The 17,918-nt window shown below is 66.9% G+C and carries 19 protein-coding genes and 1 pseudogene; 11 read left to right on the top strand and 9 right to left on the bottom strand.

The genetic code is table 11. The features are described 5' to 3' along the window. The first annotated feature begins 66 nt into the window (after positions 1–66). From ACCD11_RS24305 to ACCD11_RS24290, 4 genes are all read left to right on the top strand, one after another. Positions 67–783, top strand: coding sequence for an ABC transporter ATP-binding protein (locus tag ACCD11_RS24305; protein WP_413315770.1), 717 nt, complete (start codon positions 67–69; stop codon positions 781–783). After that, a complete protein-coding gene (locus tag ACCD11_RS24300; protein ID WP_413315769.1) occupies positions 776–1,639 on the top strand; it encodes a branched-chain amino acid ABC transporter permease in 864 nt (287 codons plus the stop codon). Before ACCD11_RS24305 ends, ACCD11_RS24300 begins: the two co-directional genes overlap by 8 nt. A 14-nt stretch (positions 1,640–1,653) precedes the next feature. Next, on the top strand, positions 1,654–2,667 hold the full coding sequence (locus ACCD11_RS24295) for a branched-chain amino acid ABC transporter permease (RefSeq protein WP_237726139.1): 1,014 nt from the start codon (positions 1,654–1,656) through the stop codon (positions 2,665–2,667). Positions 2,668–2,814: 147 nt separating this feature from the next. Beyond that, positions 2,815–3,822, top strand: coding sequence for a Bug family tripartite tricarboxylate transporter substrate binding protein (locus ACCD11_RS24290; RefSeq protein ID WP_413315768.1), 1,008 nt, complete (start codon positions 2,815–2,817; stop codon positions 3,820–3,822). Positions 3,823–3,946: 124 nt separating this feature from the next. Here the strand turns inward: ACCD11_RS24290 and ACCD11_RS24285 are convergent, their stop codons facing one another. Beyond that, positions 3,947–4,732 (bottom strand): IclR family transcriptional regulator C-terminal domain-containing protein, encoded by a 786-nt coding sequence (locus tag ACCD11_RS24285; protein WP_413315767.1) that lies wholly within the window; start codon positions 4,730–4,732, stop codon positions 3,947–3,949. A gap of 129 nt (positions 4,733–4,861) precedes the next feature. Between ACCD11_RS24285 and ACCD11_RS24280 the strand changes: the two genes are divergently transcribed. The 3 genes from ACCD11_RS24280 to pcaF are packed head-to-tail and all read left to right on the top strand — an operon-like array spanning position 4,862 to position 7,461. Next, positions 4,862–5,563 (top strand): 3-oxoacid CoA-transferase subunit A, encoded by a 702-nt coding sequence (locus ACCD11_RS24280; RefSeq protein ID WP_413315766.1) that lies wholly within the window; start codon positions 4,862–4,864, stop codon positions 5,561–5,563. Then, positions 5,560–6,207, top strand: coding sequence for a 3-oxoacid CoA-transferase subunit B (locus ACCD11_RS24275; protein ID WP_007836208.1), 648 nt, complete (start codon positions 5,560–5,562; stop codon positions 6,205–6,207). The genes ACCD11_RS24280 and ACCD11_RS24275 overlap by 4 nt, the downstream gene beginning before the upstream one ends. A 48-nt stretch (positions 6,208–6,255) precedes the next feature. Beyond that, positions 6,256–7,461, top strand: coding sequence for a 3-oxoadipyl-CoA thiolase (gene pcaF, locus ACCD11_RS24270; RefSeq protein ID WP_007836207.1), 1,206 nt, complete (start codon positions 6,256–6,258; stop codon positions 7,459–7,461). A gap of 42 nt (positions 7,462–7,503) precedes the next feature. On the opposite strand, the gene ACCD11_RS24265 is transcribed toward pcaF, so the two are convergent. Further along, on the bottom strand, positions 7,504–8,016 hold the full coding sequence (locus ACCD11_RS24265; RefSeq protein ID WP_413315765.1) for a DinB family protein: 513 nt from the start codon (positions 8,014–8,016) through the stop codon (positions 7,504–7,506). Between the two features lie 102 nt (positions 8,017–8,118). Between ACCD11_RS24265 and ACCD11_RS24260 the strand changes: the two genes are divergently transcribed. Next, positions 8,119–8,820, top strand: coding sequence for a TetR/AcrR family transcriptional regulator (locus ACCD11_RS24260; RefSeq protein WP_413315764.1), 702 nt, complete (start codon positions 8,119–8,121; stop codon positions 8,818–8,820). A gap of 12 nt (positions 8,821–8,832) precedes the next feature. Next, positions 8,833–9,195 (top strand): hypothetical protein, encoded by a 363-nt coding sequence (locus tag ACCD11_RS24255; RefSeq protein WP_413315763.1) that lies wholly within the window; start codon positions 8,833–8,835, stop codon positions 9,193–9,195. A 26-nt stretch (positions 9,196–9,221) separates the two neighbouring features. On the opposite strand, the gene ACCD11_RS24250 is transcribed toward ACCD11_RS24255, so the two are convergent. From ACCD11_RS24250 to rtcR, 7 genes and pseudogenes are all read right to left on the bottom strand, one after another. Continuing rightward, positions 9,222–9,452, bottom strand: coding sequence for a hypothetical protein (locus ACCD11_RS24250; RefSeq protein WP_413315762.1), 231 nt, complete (start codon positions 9,450–9,452; stop codon positions 9,222–9,224). A 133-nt stretch (positions 9,453–9,585) separates the two neighbouring features. Next, on the bottom strand, positions 9,586–10,533 hold the full coding sequence (locus tag ACCD11_RS24245; protein WP_413315761.1) for an ornithine cyclodeaminase family protein: 948 nt from the start codon (positions 10,531–10,533) through the stop codon (positions 9,586–9,588). An 8-nt stretch (positions 10,534–10,541) separates the two neighbouring features. Then, on the bottom strand, positions 10,542–11,402 hold the full coding sequence (locus ACCD11_RS24240; RefSeq protein ID WP_413315760.1) for an alpha/beta hydrolase: 861 nt from the start codon (positions 11,400–11,402) through the stop codon (positions 10,542–10,544). After that, positions 11,399–11,971 carry an exonuclease gene (locus tag ACCD11_RS24235; protein ID WP_413315759.1) on the bottom strand — a complete coding sequence of 191 codons (573 nt, stop codon included), beginning with the start codon at positions 11,969–11,971 and terminating at the stop codon, positions 11,399–11,401. The genes ACCD11_RS24240 and ACCD11_RS24235 overlap by 4 nt, the downstream gene beginning before the upstream one ends. Positions 11,972–11,977: 6 nt before the next feature. Further along, positions 11,978–12,307 (bottom strand): low molecular weight protein tyrosine phosphatase family protein, encoded by a 330-nt coding sequence (locus tag ACCD11_RS24230; protein WP_413315771.1) that lies wholly within the window; start codon positions 12,305–12,307, stop codon positions 11,978–11,980. Positions 12,308–12,370: 63 nt separating this feature from the next. Then, positions 12,371–12,835: pseudogene (locus ACCD11_RS24225) on the bottom strand (2'-5' RNA ligase family protein); the annotation flags it as partial. A 16-nt stretch (positions 12,836–12,851) separates the two neighbouring features. Further along, entirely contained in the window at positions 12,852–14,459 is a 1,608-nt protein-coding gene (gene rtcR, locus ACCD11_RS24220; protein ID WP_413315758.1) for an RNA repair transcriptional activator RtcR, read from the bottom strand. Between the two features lie 703 nt (positions 14,460–15,162). Here rtcR and ACCD11_RS24215 point away from each other — a divergent pair. Together ACCD11_RS24215 and ACCD11_RS24210 are read left to right on the top strand one after the other, a co-directional pair. Beyond that, positions 15,163–16,314 (top strand): slipin family protein, encoded by a 1,152-nt coding sequence (locus ACCD11_RS24215; protein WP_413315757.1) that lies wholly within the window; start codon positions 15,163–15,165, stop codon positions 16,312–16,314. Positions 16,315–16,604: 290 nt separating this feature from the next. Then, on the top strand, positions 16,605–17,828 hold the full coding sequence (locus ACCD11_RS24210) for an RtcB family protein (RefSeq protein ID WP_007836187.1): 1,224 nt from the start codon (positions 16,605–16,607) through the stop codon (positions 17,826–17,828). Positions 17,829–17,918: the final 90 nt, after the last annotated feature.

Below are 17,918 nucleotides of genomic sequence, written 5' to 3'. Positions count from 1 at the left end.
CGCCACCATTTCAACGCAGCTTGCCCCCACCCCAACCCTCCCCCAGAGGGGGAGGGAGCAAAGACCATGAGCGCGCTGCTCGACACCCACGTACTCAAGGCCTTCTACGGCGACGCCCAGGCCTTGTTCGGCATCGACTTCTCGCTGACCCAGGGCGAGCTCGTCGCCATCATCGGCGCCAACGGCGCCGGCAAGTCGACCTTCCTCAAGAGCCTGACGGGCCTGGTGCGTGCGCCCGGTGAGGCGATCCGCTTCAAGGGCGAGCCCATCGGCGGGCTCCCTCCCGGCGATATCGTGCGCCGCGGCCTTGCCATGGTCCCCGAGGGCCGCAGGCTGTTTCCGAGCCTCAGCGTCGAGGAGAACCTGCTCATGGGCGCCACCGCCGCGCGCAAGGGGCCGTGGAACCTGCCGCGCCTCTACGCCCTGTTCCCCATCCTCGCCGAAAAGCGCCACCAGCCGGGCACCTCGCTGTCGGGTGGCCAGCAGCAGATGGTCGCGCTCGGCCGCGCACTCATGAGCAACCCCGAGGTGCTGCTGTGCGACGAGCTGTCGCTCGGTCTCGCGCCCATCGTCATCCGCGAGATCTACGCCGCCATGCCGGCCATCACCGCGGAAGGCATGGCCGTCGTGATCGTCGAGCAGGACGTGACCATGGCGCGGCAGGTCTCGCGGCGCATCTACTGCTTCCAGGAAGGCCGCGTGTCGCTCGAAGGCAACTCCGCCGACCTCACGCGCGAGCAGATATCGCAGGCCTACTTCGGCATGGAGGCTGCCCATGCTTGAGACCCTCGTTCAGGGCGTGCTGCTCGGCGGCCTCTACACGCTGTTCGCGCTGGGCCAGTCGCTGATGTTCGGCGTGATGCGGCTCACCAACACGGCGCAGGGCGACTTCATCATCCTCGGCGCGTTCGCGGTCATCGCGGGCGTGTCGCTGACGGGAGATGCGGCGCCGTGGCTGGTCGCGCTCGCGGTGCTGCCGGTGGCCTTCGGCTTCGGCTACGCGCTGCAGCGCTACGTGCTCAACGGCACGCTGGGGAAGGACCCGCTGCCTTCGCTGGTCGTCACCTTCGGTTTGTCGATCGTGATCCAGAACCTGTTGCTCGAACTGTTCTCGGCCGATCCGCGCGCCATAGAGACCGGCGGGCTCAATACGCGGGGCATTGCGCTGGGCGATGCAATGTCGCTGGGCGTGCTGCCGCTGATCGTGCTGGCCATCGCGGTCGGTGCGACGTGGGCGCTGCAGTGGCTGTTCGCGCGCACGGCGCTGGGGCGGTCGTTCCGCGCCGTGTCCGACGACCGCGAGATCGCGGAGCTCATGGGGCTCAATGCGAAGAAGGTCTATGCGCTGGCAACGGCGATTGCCTTCGTGCTCATCGCCATCGCAGGTGCGCTGCAGGGCATGCGCACCACGGTTTCTCCTTCGGACGGCCCGCTGCTGCTGCTCTTCGCATTCGAGGCCGTGATCATCGGCGGCATGGGCTCCTTCTGGGGCACGCTGGCCGGCGCGATGATCCTCGGCGTCACGCAGCAGATCGGCTTCCGGCTCGACCCGGGCTGGGGCATCTGGTTCGGGCACATCGTGTTCCTGGTCGTGCTGGTGCTGCGGCCGCAAGGCCTTTTCCCCAAGACACGTGGATGAAGCGGATGACGAACATGCCCCCACCCCTCATTGCCGTCGAGCGCGCCACCGCTGCGAGCCGCGCTGCACTCTTCGCCGGCATCGCCCTCGTGCTCGTCGCCGCCAGCCTGCCGTGGTGGGGCGAGTCGAGCTGGATGCGCGAGTTCGTCGAGATCGCCTGCTACTTCATCTTCGCGATGATGTGGAACCTGCTCGCGGGCTACGGCGGCATGGTGAGCATCGGGCAGCAGGCCTTCTTCGGTTTCGGCGGCTACGTGATGCTGATGCTCGGCAACTTCGCGGGCGTCAATCCTTTCGTGGCGATACCGCTGGGGGCGCTGGCGGCGGGGCTTGTGGCGATACCGGTGTCCTTCGTCGCGTTCCGGCTTTCGGGCGGTTACTTCGCCATCGGCACCTGGGTCATCGCGGAGGTGTTTCGGTTGAGCTTCGCCAACGTGTCGGCGGTGGGCGGCGGCTCGGGCACCACGCTCACCGCGCTGCGCGGCATCGACAAGGCGACACGCGAAAGCACCACCTACTGGATGGCGCTGGCCTGCGTGGTTGCGGCGGTCGCGCTGGTGTATCTGTTCCTGCGCAGCAAGCGCGGGCTGGCGCTGCTGGCGATTCGCGACAACGAAGTGGCGGCCGAGTCGCAGGGTATTCCGGTCGCGCGCATGAAGCTCGCGGTGTACGTGGTCGCGGCCTTCGGCGCGGGCCTCGCGGGGGCGCTGTACTTCGTGGGCAACCTGCGCATCAGCCCCGATGCTGCCTTCAGCGTCAACTGGACCGCCTTCGCCATCTTCATGGTGGTGATCGGCGGCATTGGCCGCATCGAAGGGCCGCTGGTGGGAGCGCTCATCTTCTGGGCGCTCAACAAGTTCCTGAGCGACTACGGCACGTGGTATCTGCTCGGACTCGGCCTGATGGCCATTCTCGTGACCCTGTTCTTCAAGCAGGGACTCTGGGGCTACGCGCAGCACCGCTGGGGCTGGTCGCTGTTTCCCACGCAGCGCAAGCTGCTGCACGCGCCCGGCAAGCCCGCGCGATAGACGCCATCCGATGTGAAAACCCCAGCGTCGTGTCCGTTGGGACTTGCGCAACGCAGCCCGGTCCTGTAACGTGTTGTAAATGCGATGGTCAGCTGGCGTTCAGACAGCGTTCCGCATTTCCTGGTTTTCACTCTCTCTGGAGTCACCTTGACAATCACCAAACGCCGCCTCCTCGAAGGCGGCGCGGCAGCCGTTGCCGCCTCGTTCTTCGCGAAAGCTTCGTGGGCCCAACGCACCGCTCCCGCCGGCGAAGCCGCCTGGCCGACCAAGCCCGTACACATCCTCGTGGGATTTCCCGCCGGCGCGTCGCCCGACCTCGCGGCCCGCGCCATCGCCGAACCCCTGTCGAAAATCCTGCGCCAGCCGGTGGTGGTCGAAAACAAGCCCGGCGCCAGCGGCAACACCGTGGCCGACCTGGTGGCCAAGGCCACCGACGACCACACCGTCGGCGCGCTGATCAACGGCAACCTCACCATCGCGAAGCTGCTCAATCCGTCGCTGCCTTTCGACCCCGAGAAAGACTTCGCGCCGATCGGCCTCATCGGCACCGCACCGCTGGTGCTCGTGGTGTCGGGCAGCGCCTCCGGCAAGACCGCGGCCGAACAACTGCTGTGGGTGCGCAACCTCGGCACCGGCGCCAGGTACGGCACGCCGGGCGTGGGCACGGTGGGCCACCTGGGCATGGAGCTGCTGAAGAGCCGCGCCGCCATCACCGCGCAGCACAAGCCCTACACCGGCAACCCGCAGGTCATTGCGGGCCTGCTGGCCAACGAGATCCAGCTGGCGCTGCTGCCGCCCGGCCTGGCCTTGCCGCACATCAAGTCGGGCAAGGTGAAGGCCATCGGCGTGACCTCGCCCGAGCGCAGTCCGCTGGCCGGTGAACTGCCCAGCATCCGCGACGCCGACGTGCGCGGCGCCGACCTCGAGATCTGGACCGCGCTGGCCGCGCCCGCGGGCATGAAGCCGGCGGCCGTCACCAGGCTCAACGCGGCGCTGGTCGAGGTGATCAGCTCGACCGACGTGAGCCAGGCCCTGCTCAAGACCGGCTGGCAGGCGCAGCCCGGCTCGCCCGACACGCTGGCCAAGCGCATGCGCGCCGACACCACGCGCCTGGGCGGGGTGATCCTCATGAAGGGCATTCGCTCCGAGGGCTGAGCTCGCCCCCAGGCTTCGCGCACTTCGTGTCGCTTCTCCTACCCCTACCGGGGGCAACACCAGCGGCCCGGCGAAGCCGGTTCCGCGGTGTTCCTGGAAAGGGCCAACGGCTGCGTGCGGTTGCCTAAAGAAGCTGCGAGACTTTCTTCGCGGCATCGACCAGGGCCGGCAGCATCGTCTCCTGCATCACCTTCGCGCTGGTGCGGTTCGCCTGCCCGCTGATGTTGAGTGCGGCCACCATGCGGCCGTGCCGGTCGACGATGGGGGCGGCCACCGAGATCAGGCCTTCTTCCAGTTCCTGGTTCACCAGGCACCACTGCTGCCTGCGCGCTTGCGCCACCTTGGCCATGAGCACCTCGATGTCGGTCACCGTGTGCTTGGTCAGCGCCTGGATGTCGGAGGCTTCGAGCCGTGCGCGCACCTCGTCGTCTTCCAGGTCGGCCAGCAGCAGCCGGCCCAGCGACGTGCAGTAGGCCGGCAGGCGGGAGCCCACGCCCAGGCTGATGCGCATGATCTTCTGCGTGGGCACGCGCAGCACGTAGACGATGTCCGTCGCATCGAGCACGGCGGCCGAACATGACTCCTGCACCTGCTGCACCAGCGCCTCCATCACCGGCTCGGCGCGGTTCCAGATCGGCATCGACGACAGGTACGCGAAGCCGAGGTCGAGGATGCGCGGCGTGAGCGTGAAGAGCTTGCCGTCCGTCACGACGTAGCCCAGCGTCTGCAGCGTGAGCAGGATGCGCCGCGCCCCCGCACGCGTGAGCCCGCTGCCGGCCGCCACCTCGCTGAGCGTCTGGTGGGGCGCATTCGCGCTGAAAGAACGAATCACCTGCAGCCCCCGCGCAAAAGACTGGACGTAGCTGTCGCCGGGCGCGGGTGTGTCGGTTTGTGCGGGGTGGGTTGCCATGGTGGTCGATCCTCTTTAGAATTCATTATACGAACAAATGTTCTTTAGACGAACAAATCGGCGGTTCGCAGAATCGATCGGCATGTTCAGGTGGTTCGGTTTCTTTCCTCACTCCCGGAGACAAGCTTCATGATCAACAAGATCGCGCGCTCGGTCGCCGATGCCCTGACAGGCATCCAAGACGGCGCCACGGTTCTCATCGGCGGTTTCGGCACCGCCGGCATTCCCAACGAACTCATCGAGGGCCTCGTCGAACAGGGCGCCAAGGACCTCACCGTCGTCAACAACAACGCCGGCAACGGCGAGACCGGCCTCGCGGCGCTGCTCAAGGCCGGGCGCGTGCGCAAGATCATCTGCAGCTTCCCGCGCCAGGCCGACAGCCAGGTGTTCGACGGCCTCTACCGCAGCGGCAAGATCGAGCTCGAACTGGTGCCCCAGGGCAACCTGGCCGAGCGCATCCGCGCCGCGGGCGCCGGCGTCGGCGCCTTCTTCTGCCCCACCGGCTACGGCACGCAACTTGCCGGCAACCGCGAAACCCGCGAGATCGACGGCGTGCAGTACGTGCTCGAGTACCCCATCCGCGGCGACGTGGCGCTCATCAAGGCCGAGCGCGGCGACCGCTGGGGCAACCTGGTCTACCGCAAGGCCGCGCGCAACTTCGGCCCGGTGATGGCCATGGCCTCGAAGAAGACCATCGCCACCGTGCACGACATCGCCGAACTCGGCACCCTCGACCCGGAGACCATCGTGACCCCGGGCATCTTCGTGCACCAGGTGGTGCGCATCGAACGCGTGGCCACGCAGGCCGGCGGCTTCAAGAAGGCAGCATGACCATGAGCTACACACGTCGCACCAAGGACCAGCTCGCAGCGCGAGTGGCACAAGACATCTTCGACGGCGCCGTCGTCAACCTCGGGATTGGCCAGCCTACGCTGGTGGCCAACCACCTGCCCCAGGGCCGCGAGGTCATCCTGCAGAGCGAGAACGGCATCCTCGGCATGGGCCCTGCGCCCGAGGCCGGCGAGGAAGACTACGACCTCATCAACGCCGGCAAGCAGCCCGTCACGCTGCTGCCGGGCGGCTCGTTCTTCCACCACTCCGACAGCTTCGCGATGATGCGCGGCGGCCATCTCGACATCTGCGTGCTCGGCGCGTTCCAGGTGTCGGCCACCGGCGACCTCGCCAACTGGCACACCGGCGAGAAAGACGCCATTCCCGCGGTGGGCGGCGCGATGGACTTGGCTATCGGCGCCAAGCAGACTTGGGTCATGATGGACCTGCTCACGAAGCAGGGCGCGAGCAAGCTGGTGAAGGAGTGCACCTATCCGCTGACCGGCATCGGCTGCGTCAAGCGCGTGTACTCCGACCTGGCCACGCTCGAATGCACGCCCGAGGGCCTGAAGCTCGTCGACCTGGTCGATGGCCTGAGCCGCGAGGAACTCGAGAAGCTCGTGGGCTTGCCGATCGCCGCCTGAGGCGGATTTCCGGTACCCGAATCAACATCCTTCCAAAAGAGACAGACCATGACCAACCACGCCTTCATCTGCGACGCAGTCCGCACCCCCTTCGGCCGCTACGGCGGCTCGCTCAGCAGCGTGCGTGCCGACGACCTCGGCGCCGTGCCCCTGCGCGCGCTGATGGAACGCAACAAGAACGTCGACTGGCAAGCCGTGAGCGACGTGCTCTACGGCTGCGCCAACCAGGCCGGCGAAGACAACCGCAACGTGGCGCGCATGTCGGCGCTGCTCGCGGGCCTGCCGCTCGAAATCGGCGGCGGCACCATCAACCGCCTGTGCGGCTCGGGCCTCGACGCCGTGGGCACCGCGGCCCGCGCCATCCGCGCCGGTGAAGCCGGCCTGATGATCGCCGGCGGTGTGGAAAGCATGAGCCGCGCGCCTTTCGTCATGCCCAAGGCCGAGAGCGCCTTCAGCCGCAACAACGCGGTGTACGACACCACCATCGGCTGGCGCTTCGTCAACAAGCTCATGAAGGCGCAGTACGGCGTCGACTCCATGCCCGAGACGGCCGAGAACGTGGCCACCGACTACAAGATCGAGCGCGAGGCGCAGGACCTGATGGCGCTGAACTCGCAGCTGCGCGCCGTGGCCTCGCAGAAGTCCGGCTTCTTCGACGCCGAGATCGTGCCCGTGACGGTGCCGCAGAAGAAGGGCGACGCGATCATCGTCAACAAGGACGAGCATCCACGCGAGACCAGCCTCGAATCGCTCGCCAAGCTCAAGGGCGTGGTGCGCCCCGACGGCACCGTCACCGCCGGCAACGCCAGCGGCGTGAACGACGGCGCCTGCGCGCTGCTGCTGGCCGACGAAGCCAGTGCCGCCAAGCACGGCCTGACGCCGCGCGCCCGCGTGGTCGGCATGGCCACCGCCGGCGTTGCGCCGCGCGTGATGGGCATCGGCCCCGCGCCCGCCACGCAGAAGGTGCTGGCGCTGACCGGCCTCACCATCGACCAGATCGACGTCATCGAACTCAACGAAGCCTTCGCCGCACAAGGCCTTGCCGTGCTGCGCCTGCTGGGCCTGAAGGACGACGACGCGCGCGTCAACATCAACGGCGGCGCCATCGCGCTGGGCCATCCGCTGGGTGCCAGCGGTGCGCGCCTGGCCACCACCGCAGTCAACCAGCTGCACAAGGGCGGTGGCCGCTATGCGCTGTGCACGATGTGCATCGGCGTGGGGCAGGGCATTGCGGTGATTCTCGAACGCGTCTGACCGGCAACCCCACCGCGGACGCGATGCCCCGATCCCGCGCCGCTACGCATTCCGCTCGCGGCGCGCGGGCTCGGCCTGGTGCAGATAGCCGGTGAATGTGTCGGGTGGCGACGACCCCGTGAGCCGGGTCATGATCTGGCCGGCCTCGCCCCGGTGATAGCCGCCATGGGCCACCACGTGGCCCAGCATCTCCTCGCGTGACATGCGGCCCGGGCTGCCGTCGGTGAACGTGAACTCGATGCTTTCCGCAAGCTCCTCCGGACTCAGGCGCGCGACGTAGTCGACGTACCAGCGGTCCGTTTCCCTGACCGATTCGGCCAGCGCTTCCAGGCCTGGCGGCTCGCGCGAGCCCGTCGCCGTGTATGCGTGCGCCTTGCGCTGGAGATTCGCAACGAAGATGCGGTCGACGATGCAGGCGTGGTTGAACACGCGCATTGCGCAGCGGTACTCGTCGGCCGGGCCCTTCGCGGCCAGGCCTGCGAGACCTGCCAGGAGCCCTTCGTCGGCCCACGCCTTGTACCGGAACAGCGAAGCCAGAAGCGTCTGCGTACTCATCACAATCTCCCCTTGAACGGTTGAATGCACGCGTTGCGTGCGGTCCTATTCTTGAGTGGAGCCTCGAACTTGGGTACTCGCATTCCCCCACAGCGCAGGACCATGCGCAAAGCGCCCCGGCAGCAGCGTTCGCGCGTCACGGTGGACGCGATCATCGAGGCCGCAACTCGCGTTCTGGCGCACCGCGGATGGGCGCGGCTCACCACCAACGAGATCGCGGCGGTGGCCGGTGTCAGCGTCGGCTCGCTCTATCAGTACTTCCCGGACAAGCTGGCCATCGCCGAGGCGATCCGGCAGCGCCACCTCGACGAAGTGCTCGTGGCGCTGTCCGGCACCGACGATGAAGTCGAGCAAGAGGGCGATGCGGTGGCCATGCTGCCGCGTCGGGTGGAGCGCTTCGTCGACGGCGTCATCGCCGCCCACTCGGTCGATCAGGCGCTGCACCGCGTGCTGATGGGCGAGGTGCCGCTCGCCGCGCGTTCGAGCTACCCCGAGTTCGAGGCGCAATACCAGCGGCGCTACCGGGCCCTTGTCGCCGGAAGCCGGGGACCGGGAGAAAGCGCCGATACCGAGGTCGCGGCCCGCATGCTCTCGTCCGCGGTCGAAGGCGCGGTTCATGCGGCAGCACGGCGTGGTGACCTGGAGACCCCCGTGATGAAGACCGAGCTCGTCAGGCTGGTTCTCGCCTACCTGAGCGACCGCCAGCGTGCGGGCCGAGGCTCCATCGGCATGCGGGTTGCCGGTGTGGACACAGCCTCGGACCCTGACCACAATGCCCCGACCCCGCGCCTTCGCGGGTGCTGAAAGGTCATCGCGATGAAAAATATGCTCGTGCCGGTTTGCCTGGCCCTGGCTCAGATGATGGTCGTGCAGGTGGCGTCCGCCCAGTCTTCCGGCGAAGTCGACCCGGCGCAGGGCAAGGCGCGGCCCACTGCTCCCACCACCAAGGCGGAACGCGCCGAGGCCCGCAAGGAACGCCGCGCGGACGGCGCCGCTGCCGCACGCGGACCGCAGATGCAGGAAGGCGAGGTCCGCCCGACGACCGCGCCGAAGATGTCGAGGGAAGAGCGCCGGGCCGCGGCGGCCAAGCGTCGCGCGGCGAGCCGCGAAGCGATGAAGGCGGGTCAGCTCTCGCGCGGCGGCAGCAACGACGCGCCGGAAAAGCAGAAAAAGCCCTGAAGCTGAGCGGGTGCCTGGCCGGGCCGTCAGGCGCAGGCCTTGGCCGAGCGCAATTGCAGCAAGGCCAGCATCCGCGCCTCCTCCGCGTCCCGCAGGCTCTTGGCGGCGCGCCTGGCAGAGTACGACACGTAGAGCGTGTCGATCGCCTTCTCCCAGCATTGGGCCGTCTGGTGGATGCAGTCGGCACTCCCCGGTTCGGCCGGCACGGTGTATCCGGCCTTGCGGAGGATGTTGGCTTTGTGTTGGGTGCTGAGCATGTGGCCCCCGTCGGTAGTTCAGGAGCACGATAGCCGCAATGCACAATATTTACTATTGGCTACAAGGCGTATCCGGATGTTGGAAAAATCCGTCCTGACAGGGGTTTTTTCGCCAAAGACTAAGCCATAAGGATTAGGCCATGTCTCTCGATTGCCACACCAGGGTGGCGGCGGCCAGGTCTTCGAGCGCGCTTCCGACGGCCTTGAACACGGTGCGCTCCTCGGCGCCGGAGCGGCCCGGGCGCTCTGCGCGGCAAAGGGCGGCGAGGGTGCCGCCGACGTCTTCCGCCCGCAGCGTGCCGGCGGCGATCGCATCGAGCAGGTCGCCGGATTTCTGCAGCGCCTCGTCGGTGTCGACGAAGGTGCGGGCACCCGCAAAGCACTGCGCATCGGCCTCGCGCATGGCCGGAGTGAAACTGCCGATCAAGTCCAGGTGCGAGCCCGGTGCCAGCCATTCGCCGCGCACCAATGGCGAGGTGGCCAGCGTGGCGCAACTCACAATGTCGGCTTGGCGCACGGCCGCTTCCAGGTCGGTGACGGCTCGCGCGTTCCAGCCCTCGGCGCGCCACTGTGCGGCCAGCGTCTCGGCGCCTTCGGCCCGGTGGTTCCACACCCACAATTCGTCGATGGGCCGCACGCTCGCATGCGCGGCGGGAAGCATGCGCGCGATGCGGCCGGTGCCCAGCACCAGCAACCGGCGTGCGTTCTCGCGCGCCAGGAACGACGCGCCCAGCGCCGAGGCCGCCGCAGTGCGGCGCGCAGTGATCTCGTTGCCGTCCATCATCGCCAGCGGCACGCCGGTGTGCGCGTCGTACAGCACATAGGTCGCATGCAGCCCGGGCAGGCCGCGCGCGCTGTTGCCCGGAAAGATGTTGATGGTCTTGATGCCCAGGAAGCCCGCATCGCTCCATGCCGGCATGATGAGCACCGTGCCCCTGTTCCCGCCGCCCGAGGCGGTCTCGATGCCATGCACATGGCGCGGCGGCACCTGCGCTCCGGCAACGAAGGCCGCGTGCAGTGCGGGCACCAGCCGCTCGAAGCTCAGGGGAGCGCGGGTGGCGGCCTCGTCGAAGTGTTTCATGGCGGTTGTCATTGCTGCAGCGGATGTTGTGCGGCCTCGAAGAATGCGGTCAGCGCCTTCCGGTAGGCGCCGCCGTAGCGCAGGGCTGTCATCGGTTCGAGGTGGCCCGCGCCCGGTACTTCGATCAGCCGGCGGGGCTCGCGCGCATCGGCCAGCAGGCGCCTCGAATGCGCGAGCGGAATCACCTGGTCGGCCGTGCCATGGATCAGCAACAGCGGAACGGGCGAAATGGCCGCCACGTACTTCGACGCCGCGTACTCGTCGCTCACCAGCATGCCCGCGCCCCACAGCTTTTCGTTGGCAATCGACGAATAGGAATAGAAGGTCGACTCGACGGCCACCGCTTTCACGCCCGCCCTGTTGCCCGAGCCCATCACCGCGATCGCGTTGGTGCCGCCCAGGCTCTGCCCGAAGAGAAACAGCCGCTCGGGGTCGATGTCGCCGCGTGAGCGCACATAGTTCAGCGCGGCATGGGAGTCCTCGAACACACCCCTGGGCTCCGGCTTGCCTTCGGACTGGCCGTAGCCGCGGTAGTCGAACACGAACACGTTGTAGTCCTGCTTCGGCAGCCAGGCCACGAAGCGCCAGTGCGTGCTCATGTTCTGCGCGTTGCCATGGAAGTGCACCACCGTGCCCTTGGCTTCCTTCGGGTTCTGGCGGTTCTCCGCGGGCAGGAACCAGCCGCTCAGGCGCGTGCCGTCGGCACTGGCGAACTGCACGCTCTCGTAGCGCAGGCCCAGCACGTCGGGTGTTTCGTAGCGCACGCTGTCGGGGTAATAGAACAGCGACTGGACGCAGCCCGCCAGCATGAGCGGCAGCGCACACAGCGCCAGCCTTTTGCACCATCGGCGGACTGAGCGGTTCGTCATGGCTGTTTGCCCGAGGCGGCCGCGCGATTTTCCGCGAGCATGTTGCAGAAGAGGGCGCCCTGCTCGATGGCGTCGTCGAGCGCGACGTGTGTGTGCGGCAGCTTGTCGAACCAGCGGCGTGGCATCGCGCGCTTGGTGCTTTCGCGGTAGTCGAGCCCGAGCATCGCCATCGCGAACGACTTGACGTCGAGCGCCGAGTGGCTGAACGGGCTCTCGCCGGCGAAGCGCATCAGGTACCAGTAGATGAACAGGAAGTCGAAGCCTGCCGGGTAGGCGACGAACACCGGCCGCGCCGGCAGGCCCTTGAGCCAGCTCACGTAGTTCTTCATGGCGTGGGCCGGGTCCTGCAGGTCGGTGCGGCAGGCAGCCCAGGCCTCGGGCTGGGTCTTCCACCACGCGGCGGTTTTCGGGTCGGCCTCTGCGCCCGGCAGGGTGTGCAGGTTCGCGCTGAAGGTGGAAATGAGCTGCTTGTCGGCCGTGTAGGCGGCCGAGCCGAAGCTGAGCATCGAGTTCGGCCCGGGAATGGGGCCGTCGGATTCGACGTCCGTGCTTATGTAGATTTCCGACATGGGGCGCTAGTCGATTTCAAGGATGGACCCTACCGAGCGTTCGAGCTCCTCGACCAGCTCCGGGTCCATGTACTTGTAGTCGTCGGGAATGTCGAGCACGTGGATCGGCTTGCCTTCGAGCATCCGCGTGAACTCGGCCACCAGCCGCGACTTGTGTTTTTCTTCCATCACGAGGATGACGTCGGCCCATTCGATGTCGTCGACGGAAACTGTATGCCGCGCATTCGGACTGGTGCCGGCGGAGCGCGCGGAGATCAGCGGGTGCTTGCGCCAGATGCGTTCTGCGGTCGGGCTGCGCCACTGGTTGCGGCTGCAGATGAAGAGGACGTTGCGCATGGGTGCCGGTGCTTTGGGCAGTCGGAAGACGTGCATGTCCTGCCAGCGTCCCGACGAGTTTTCGATCAGCGTGACTTCGGTGCAGTTCGCATGCACGGCGCCCGATGCGAGAAGGCGTGCCTCCAATTCGGCAGCCGCCGCGTCCGCATCGAGCGCGTTGCCGTGCGCCACCGACAGATGCGGAATGACACCTTCGTGCTCGCCGCCATACGGCGGGAAATCGGGAAATGCATCCGCGAGCGCCAGTGTCATCTCGATGAAGGGGGCGGCCGGTTCCGGTGCGAGGTACGCGGTTTCGGGAAAGCGCCCGACCTTGCCCAGGGAGAAGGCAAACGAAGGCGTCCGATTCAGAGCCTGCCGCGCGTGCTCCAGCACTTCGGGTGTGATCAGCGCAGGGTCCATGAAAGGAACGAGCACCGTGACGTGCGCCGGTACGTCCAGTGCGACGGTCGCGTCGTAGCGGCGGCGCAGGTCCCCGACGAGAGGCTCGGCGGCGGGGACTTTCACGGCGAATGCAGAGATGGCCATCGCGGCGGAGGATAGCTCAGGCGTCGGCGATCCGGCCCCACTCGAGCCCATGCTTGGCGAGGTACTTGCGCAGCCTGTCTGCGTCGTTCACCACGCTGCGCTGCGCGCGTGAGGCCTGGAACAGCTGGCGGCCCGCATCCGACAGGCTGCGCGACTGCCGGCACACGCGCACCACCGCTTCGAGCTGCAACCGATCGAACAGGTCGAGCGCCCCCGCGCGTTCCTCGCCGAGCAGCACATCCAGGTCGACGTCGTTGCCCTCGGCCGGTGCAGCGGCACCGGCATGCTTCCACAGCCACCGCAGCCGAGCAATCTCCGCCTCGACCAGCGCCACCGGAATGCGTCCGCCATCGGCCAGCGTCGCCAGCCGCGTCACGCTCGCGGAGAGATCGCGGAAATTGCCGCTCCAGATCGCCTCGCCGTTCTGCGCAAAGCGCAGGTAGGCCGCGCGCGCCTCGGCGTTGAAGCGGACCACGCGATGGTTCTCCGCCGCGTGAATCGCCAGCAGGTGGTCGACGTTGGGCTCGATGTCCTCGGGCCGCTGCGCGAGGCCCGGCAGGTCATAGGTCCAGAGGTTGATGCGCGCGAACAGGTCTTCGCGGAAGCGCCCCTCGGCCACGTCGCTGCGCAGGTCGCGGTTGGTGCCGGCGATCAGCTGGAAGTCGCTTTCCACCTCCTTGTCGGCCCCCACGGGAAAGAAGCGCTTCTCCTCGATCGCCTTCAGCAGCATTGCCTGCTCATCAGGCCCGAGCTCGCCGATCTCGTCGAGGAAGAGGGCGCCCTGGTGCGCAGTGCGCAGCAGGCCCGCTCGGTCGGCCGCGGCGCCGGTGAATGAGCCCTTCCTGTGGCCGAACAGTGTCGAGGCCGCACCGTCGCCGCGCAGCGTCGCGCAGTTCACCTCCACGAACGGCCCCGTCATCTGGTGCCGCGCCTGCTTCAGTTCGAACATGCGCCGCGCCAGGAACGACTTGCCCGCACCGGTGGGCCCCACCAGCAGGATCGGCGCGCGCGAGCGCACGGCCACGCGCTCGATCTCGTCGATCAGCGCATTGAAGCGCGCATTGCGCGTGGCGATCCCGCTCTTCAGGAACGCAACCGCATCGCGCTGCTCCGCATCGAAGCGCCGCGCGATCACGTCGTAGCGCGACAGGTCGAGGTCGATCAGCGTGCACTTGCCGGCCTCGCCTTCGCGCTGCCTTTTGGGCGGCGAGGTCTGCGCCAGCACGCCGGGCACCACGCGCGATTCGGACAGCAGGAACATGCAGATCTGCGCCACGTGCGTGCCGGTGGTGATGTGCGTCCAGTACTGCTCGCGCTCGGTGTCGAAGGGATAGCCGCGCGCCCAGTCGTACAGGCGCGTGTAGACCTCGCCGAAATCCCACGGGTCCGCGAGATCGATTAGCACGAGGTTGACGGTGGTCTCGGGCGACACGGCGGTGATGTCGGCCTTCACCACCTCGGCCAGCGCCTTGTGCCGCAGCGTGTAGAGCAACTCCAGGCGCGAGACGACCATGTCCTCGTGCTGCGCAAGCGAGACCGTGGGGCGCCACTTGTTCCAGCGGCCCGCCCCCTGGCCGGCGTCGAGCTGGGTGCCTAGGAAGCCGATGATAACTATTGGCTTCATGGATAAAAGGCTAGCTAAGTTTATAAAAGAAACTGAATGCTAGCAGGTCGAGAACGGCATGCACCTGCAGGTCGAAAAAAGAATTTCGCTAGTCATATCAACAACTTGCGAGCTACCACCGCGTGTTTCTTCTTCGTCTTGCGCGGCCTGGCACAGCGCCTGCAATAGACAACCCGTCGGATGCAGTTCATCCGCTCGCAGGTGCCGCGTGAATGCGGTCCGGTGCCGCAGGCCAGATCCTGTCTTGGGCTCGCGGTATGCCGCTGTTGAACTGGCTGGCAACTGAACTTGTTTCAGTTCTGCTCATGGTTGAGCACCGTGCTGACCACACGGCGTTGTGGGTTCGATTCCCGCGAAAAACCCTGGCGGTGCTTGCATCGCCATCTGATGGGGCGAAAGCCCCCGCCCCGGCACACCGGAGCGATGGCGCAAGGCCCTGAAACCTTGCGGCGCGCGACACAGTGCCAAGCGCAGGCGGCTTGCGCACCGCGTGCGTGGCAAGGAATTGCGTGCAGCCATCGACGGCCGGAAAGGTGAGGGCGTTGCAAGTGCAACGAGGGAGGCACCCGCCGGACCGCGCGACCGCTGCACGACAGGCCTTGGCCGCCGCAGTGTCCGCCGCCTGCCCTTTCGAGGGCCTGGATCGAATGACCGTCTGAACGAACGAAACGAATAGCCGAACCGGACAACAAGGAGAAAAAGAATGCTGGGCTTCAACCAATACACCATCAAGAAGAACGAACGCGCGCTGCTGCTGCGCAACGGCGATTTCGAGCAACTGCTCGGCCCGGGAAAGCACCGCGTGTTCGCGGGCTTCGACACCATCCAGCTGCAACGCTTCTCGCTCGCCGAGCCGGTGTTCGAGCACGAGCTGGCCGACTACTTCCTGGCACGTGAGCCTGAGCTGATCGAGCGTGAGTTCGTGCACGTGTCGCTGGGCGAAACCCAAGTCGGCCTGCGTCATGAAGATGGCGTGCTGGTGCAGATCCTGCCGCCTTCGACCCGCAAGCTGTACTGGCGCGGGCTGCGTGAGCAGCGCATCGACGTGATCGATGTGTCCGCCGATGCGCGCCTGCCGGCCGACCTGCTGGCGAAGCTGCAGAGCGTGGCCCTGCGTCCGCGTGCGGTGCAGGGGCTCGACGGCGTGCTGCTGGTGCAGGTGCCCGAGTTCCATGCCGGCGTGCTGATGCTCGAAGGGCAGATGCAGGCGCTGCTGCCGCCGGGGAACCACGGCTTCTGGCGCTTCAACCGCCAGGTGTCGGTGACCTGCGTGGACCTGCGTTCGCAGATCGCCGAAGTGAGCGGCCAGGAAATCCTGACCCGCGACAAGGTGGGGCTGCGGCTGAACCTGTCGGCGGTGTGGCGTTTCACCGATGTGCGGCGAGCCATGGCGCAGATGCCGAAGCCGGCCGAGCACGTGTACCGCGAGCTGCAGTTCGGCCTGCGCGCCGCGGTCGGCGAGCAAACGCTCGACGCGCTGCTGGAGAACAAGGCAGCCATCGACCAGACGGTGCTGGCGCAGGTGCGCGAGCGGCTGGAGGGTTCGGGCATTGCGCTGGAGAGCGTGGGCGTGAAGGACATCATCCTGCCGGGCGAGATGAAGACCATCCTCGCCCAGGTGGTGGAAGCCGAGAAATCGGCCCAGGCCAACGTGATCCGCCGCCGCGAGGAAACCGCGGCCACGCGCTCGCTGTTGAACACCGCCAAGGTGATGGAGGGCAACCCCGTCGCCTTGCGGATGAAGGAACTCGAAACGCTGGAACGCGTGGCCGAGCGGATCGACAAGATCTCGGTGGTCGGCGGTCTGGACCAGGTGCTCAATGGACTGGTGACGCTTCGGCCGAACGGTTCTTGAGTTCTGAAGGAAAGGGATATGGGCACGCAGGCACAGAAGGGAGCGCCACTGCCAAAAATGTTGATATTGCCGGCAGTCCGGGTAGCACCGGATGCGGCGGGAAAGTCGGTCGACGAGCAAGGTTGAGGATGCAGGTGCTGGCTCCGATGACGGGTCTGTCACTGGCGCGCGTTTCCAATCGTCGACTGGGCCGCTGGATTCAAACACCACGGTCGCCGTATTGATGCGGGTTCGAATCCCGCCGTGTCCACCATTGGTGAGAAAGTACAGAGAGAGAAAGAGAGATGGAAATGGAAAAGAACTACAACCTGCACGAAGTCGAGAATGGCGTGCCCGTGAAGATGTGGACCCGCGGCGTGCCCGTGGAAGACGAGGCGCGCAAGCAGCTCGAGAACGCGGCCCGCCTGCCCATCGTGTTCAAGCACATCGCGGCCATGCCCGACGTGCACTACGGCATCGGCGCGACCGTGGGCTCGGTGATCCCGACCTTCAAGGCCATCATCCCGGCCGCGGTGGGCGTGGACATCGGCTGCGGAATGATGGCGTGCAAGACCACGCTGCACGCCAACGACCTGCCCGATAACCTGGGCCCGCTGCGTTCGGCGATCGAGAAGGCCGTGCCGCACGGCTCGAACCCCAAGCGCATGGGCCGCGACAAGGGCTCGTGGGAGACGCCTCCCAACGAAACCGACGCGGCCTGGGCCGGGCTGGTGGACGAGTTCGACGCGATCTGCGAGGACTACCCGCGCCTGAAGAACACCAACAACCACAAGCACCTGGGAACGCTGGGTACGGGCAACCACTTCATCGAGGTATGCCTGGACGAGGCTGGGTCCGTGTGGTTCATGCTGCACTCGGGTTCGCGCGGCGTGGGCAATGCCATCGGCACGCACTTCATCGAACTCGCGAAGAAGGATGCCGAGCTGCACCAGCGCAACCTGCCCGACCAGGATCTGGCGTACTTCGAGGAAGGCGCCAGGTACTTCGGCGACTACGTGCGTGCGGTGGGCTGGGCCCAGAAGTTCGCGCGAGCGAACCGCGAAGTGATGATGCAGCGCGTGGTCGCGGCCGTGCGCAGGGTCATCACCAAGCCCTTCGAGGCGCACGTGGAAGCGGTGAACTGCCACCACAACTACGTGAGCCGCGAGACGCACTTCGGCGAAGACGTGCTCGTGACCCGCAAGGGCGCGGTGAGCGCGAAAGCCGGCGAGCTGGGGATCATCCCCGGCAGCATGGGCGCGAAGAGCTTCATCGTGCGCGGAAAGGGCAACCCCGAGAGCTTCATGAGCTGCAGCCACGGCGCCGGTCGGAAGATGAGCCGTACCAAAGCGAAGAAGCTCTTCACCATCGCCGACCAGATCGCCGCGACCGAAGGCGTGGAATGCCGAAAGGACGCCGACGTGATCGACGAGATCCCGATGGCCTACAAGGACATCGACGCGGTGATGGAGGCGCAGAAGGACCTGGTGGAGGTGGTCTACACGCTCAAGCAGGTCGTATGCGTGAAGGGGTGAAAACGAGGCAGATCGGCGGCCCCATGGGGGCGGTGTTGTAGGAGGAAGGGTCTGGGCCCGCTTTCGCAACACCGTACGTATTGCGAAGGT

It is taken from the genome of Variovorax sp. Varisp36, from assembly GCF_047304235.1.
Classification (GTDB): domain Bacteria; phylum Pseudomonadota; class Gammaproteobacteria; order Burkholderiales; family Burkholderiaceae_C; genus Variovorax.
This window is presented reverse-complemented; position numbering and strand designations above follow the sequence as displayed.

Bases quoted from the DNA above. Each gene is read 5' to 3' on its own strand.
- ACCD11_RS24305 (WP_413315770.1), top strand. From the start codon at position 67: ATGAGCGCGCTGCTCGACACCCACGTACTCAAGGCCTTCTACGGCGAC.
- ACCD11_RS24300 (WP_413315769.1), top strand. From the start codon at position 776: ATGCTTGAGACCCTCGTTCAGGGCGTGCTGCTCGGCGGCCTCTACACG.
- ACCD11_RS24295 (WP_237726139.1), top strand. From the start codon at position 1,654: ATGCCCCCACCCCTCATTGCCGTCGAGCGCGCCACCGCTGCGAGCCGC.
- ACCD11_RS24285 (WP_413315767.1), bottom strand. From the start codon at position 4,732: ATGGCAACCCACCCCGCACAAACCGACACACCCGCGCCCGGCGACAGC.
- ACCD11_RS24280 (WP_413315766.1), top strand. From the start codon at position 4,862: ATGATCAACAAGATCGCGCGCTCGGTCGCCGATGCCCTGACAGGCATC.
- ACCD11_RS24275 (WP_007836208.1), top strand. From the start codon at position 5,560: ATGACCATGAGCTACACACGTCGCACCAAGGACCAGCTCGCAGCGCGA.
- pcaF (WP_007836207.1), top strand. From the start codon at position 6,256: ATGACCAACCACGCCTTCATCTGCGACGCAGTCCGCACCCCCTTCGGC.
- ACCD11_RS24265 (WP_413315765.1), bottom strand. From the start codon at position 8,016: ATGAGTACGCAGACGCTTCTGGCTTCGCTGTTCCGGTACAAGGCGTGG.
- ACCD11_RS24260 (WP_413315764.1), top strand. From the start codon at position 8,119: ATGCGCAAAGCGCCCCGGCAGCAGCGTTCGCGCGTCACGGTGGACGCG.
- ACCD11_RS24255 (WP_413315763.1), top strand. From the start codon at position 8,833: ATGAAAAATATGCTCGTGCCGGTTTGCCTGGCCCTGGCTCAGATGATG.
- ACCD11_RS24250 (WP_413315762.1), bottom strand. From the start codon at position 9,452: ATGCTCAGCACCCAACACAAAGCCAACATCCTCCGCAAGGCCGGATAC.
- ACCD11_RS24245 (WP_413315761.1), bottom strand. From the start codon at position 10,533: ATGAAACACTTCGACGAGGCCGCCACCCGCGCTCCCCTGAGCTTCGAG.
- ACCD11_RS24240 (WP_413315760.1), bottom strand. From the start codon at position 11,402: ATGACGAACCGCTCAGTCCGCCGATGGTGCAAAAGGCTGGCGCTGTGT.
- ACCD11_RS24235 (WP_413315759.1), bottom strand. From the start codon at position 11,971: ATGTCGGAAATCTACATAAGCACGGACGTCGAATCCGACGGCCCCATT.
- ACCD11_RS24230 (WP_413315771.1), bottom strand. From the start codon at position 12,307: ATGCGCAACGTCCTCTTCATCTGCAGCCGCAACCAGTGGCGCAGCCCG.
- rtcR (WP_413315758.1), bottom strand. From the start codon at position 14,459: ATGAAGCCAATAGTTATCATCGGCTTCCTAGGCACCCAGCTCGACGCC.
- ACCD11_RS24215 (WP_413315757.1), top strand. From the start codon at position 15,163: ATGCTGGGCTTCAACCAATACACCATCAAGAAGAACGAACGCGCGCTG.
- ACCD11_RS24210 (WP_007836187.1), top strand. From the start codon at position 16,605: ATGGAAAAGAACTACAACCTGCACGAAGTCGAGAATGGCGTGCCCGTG.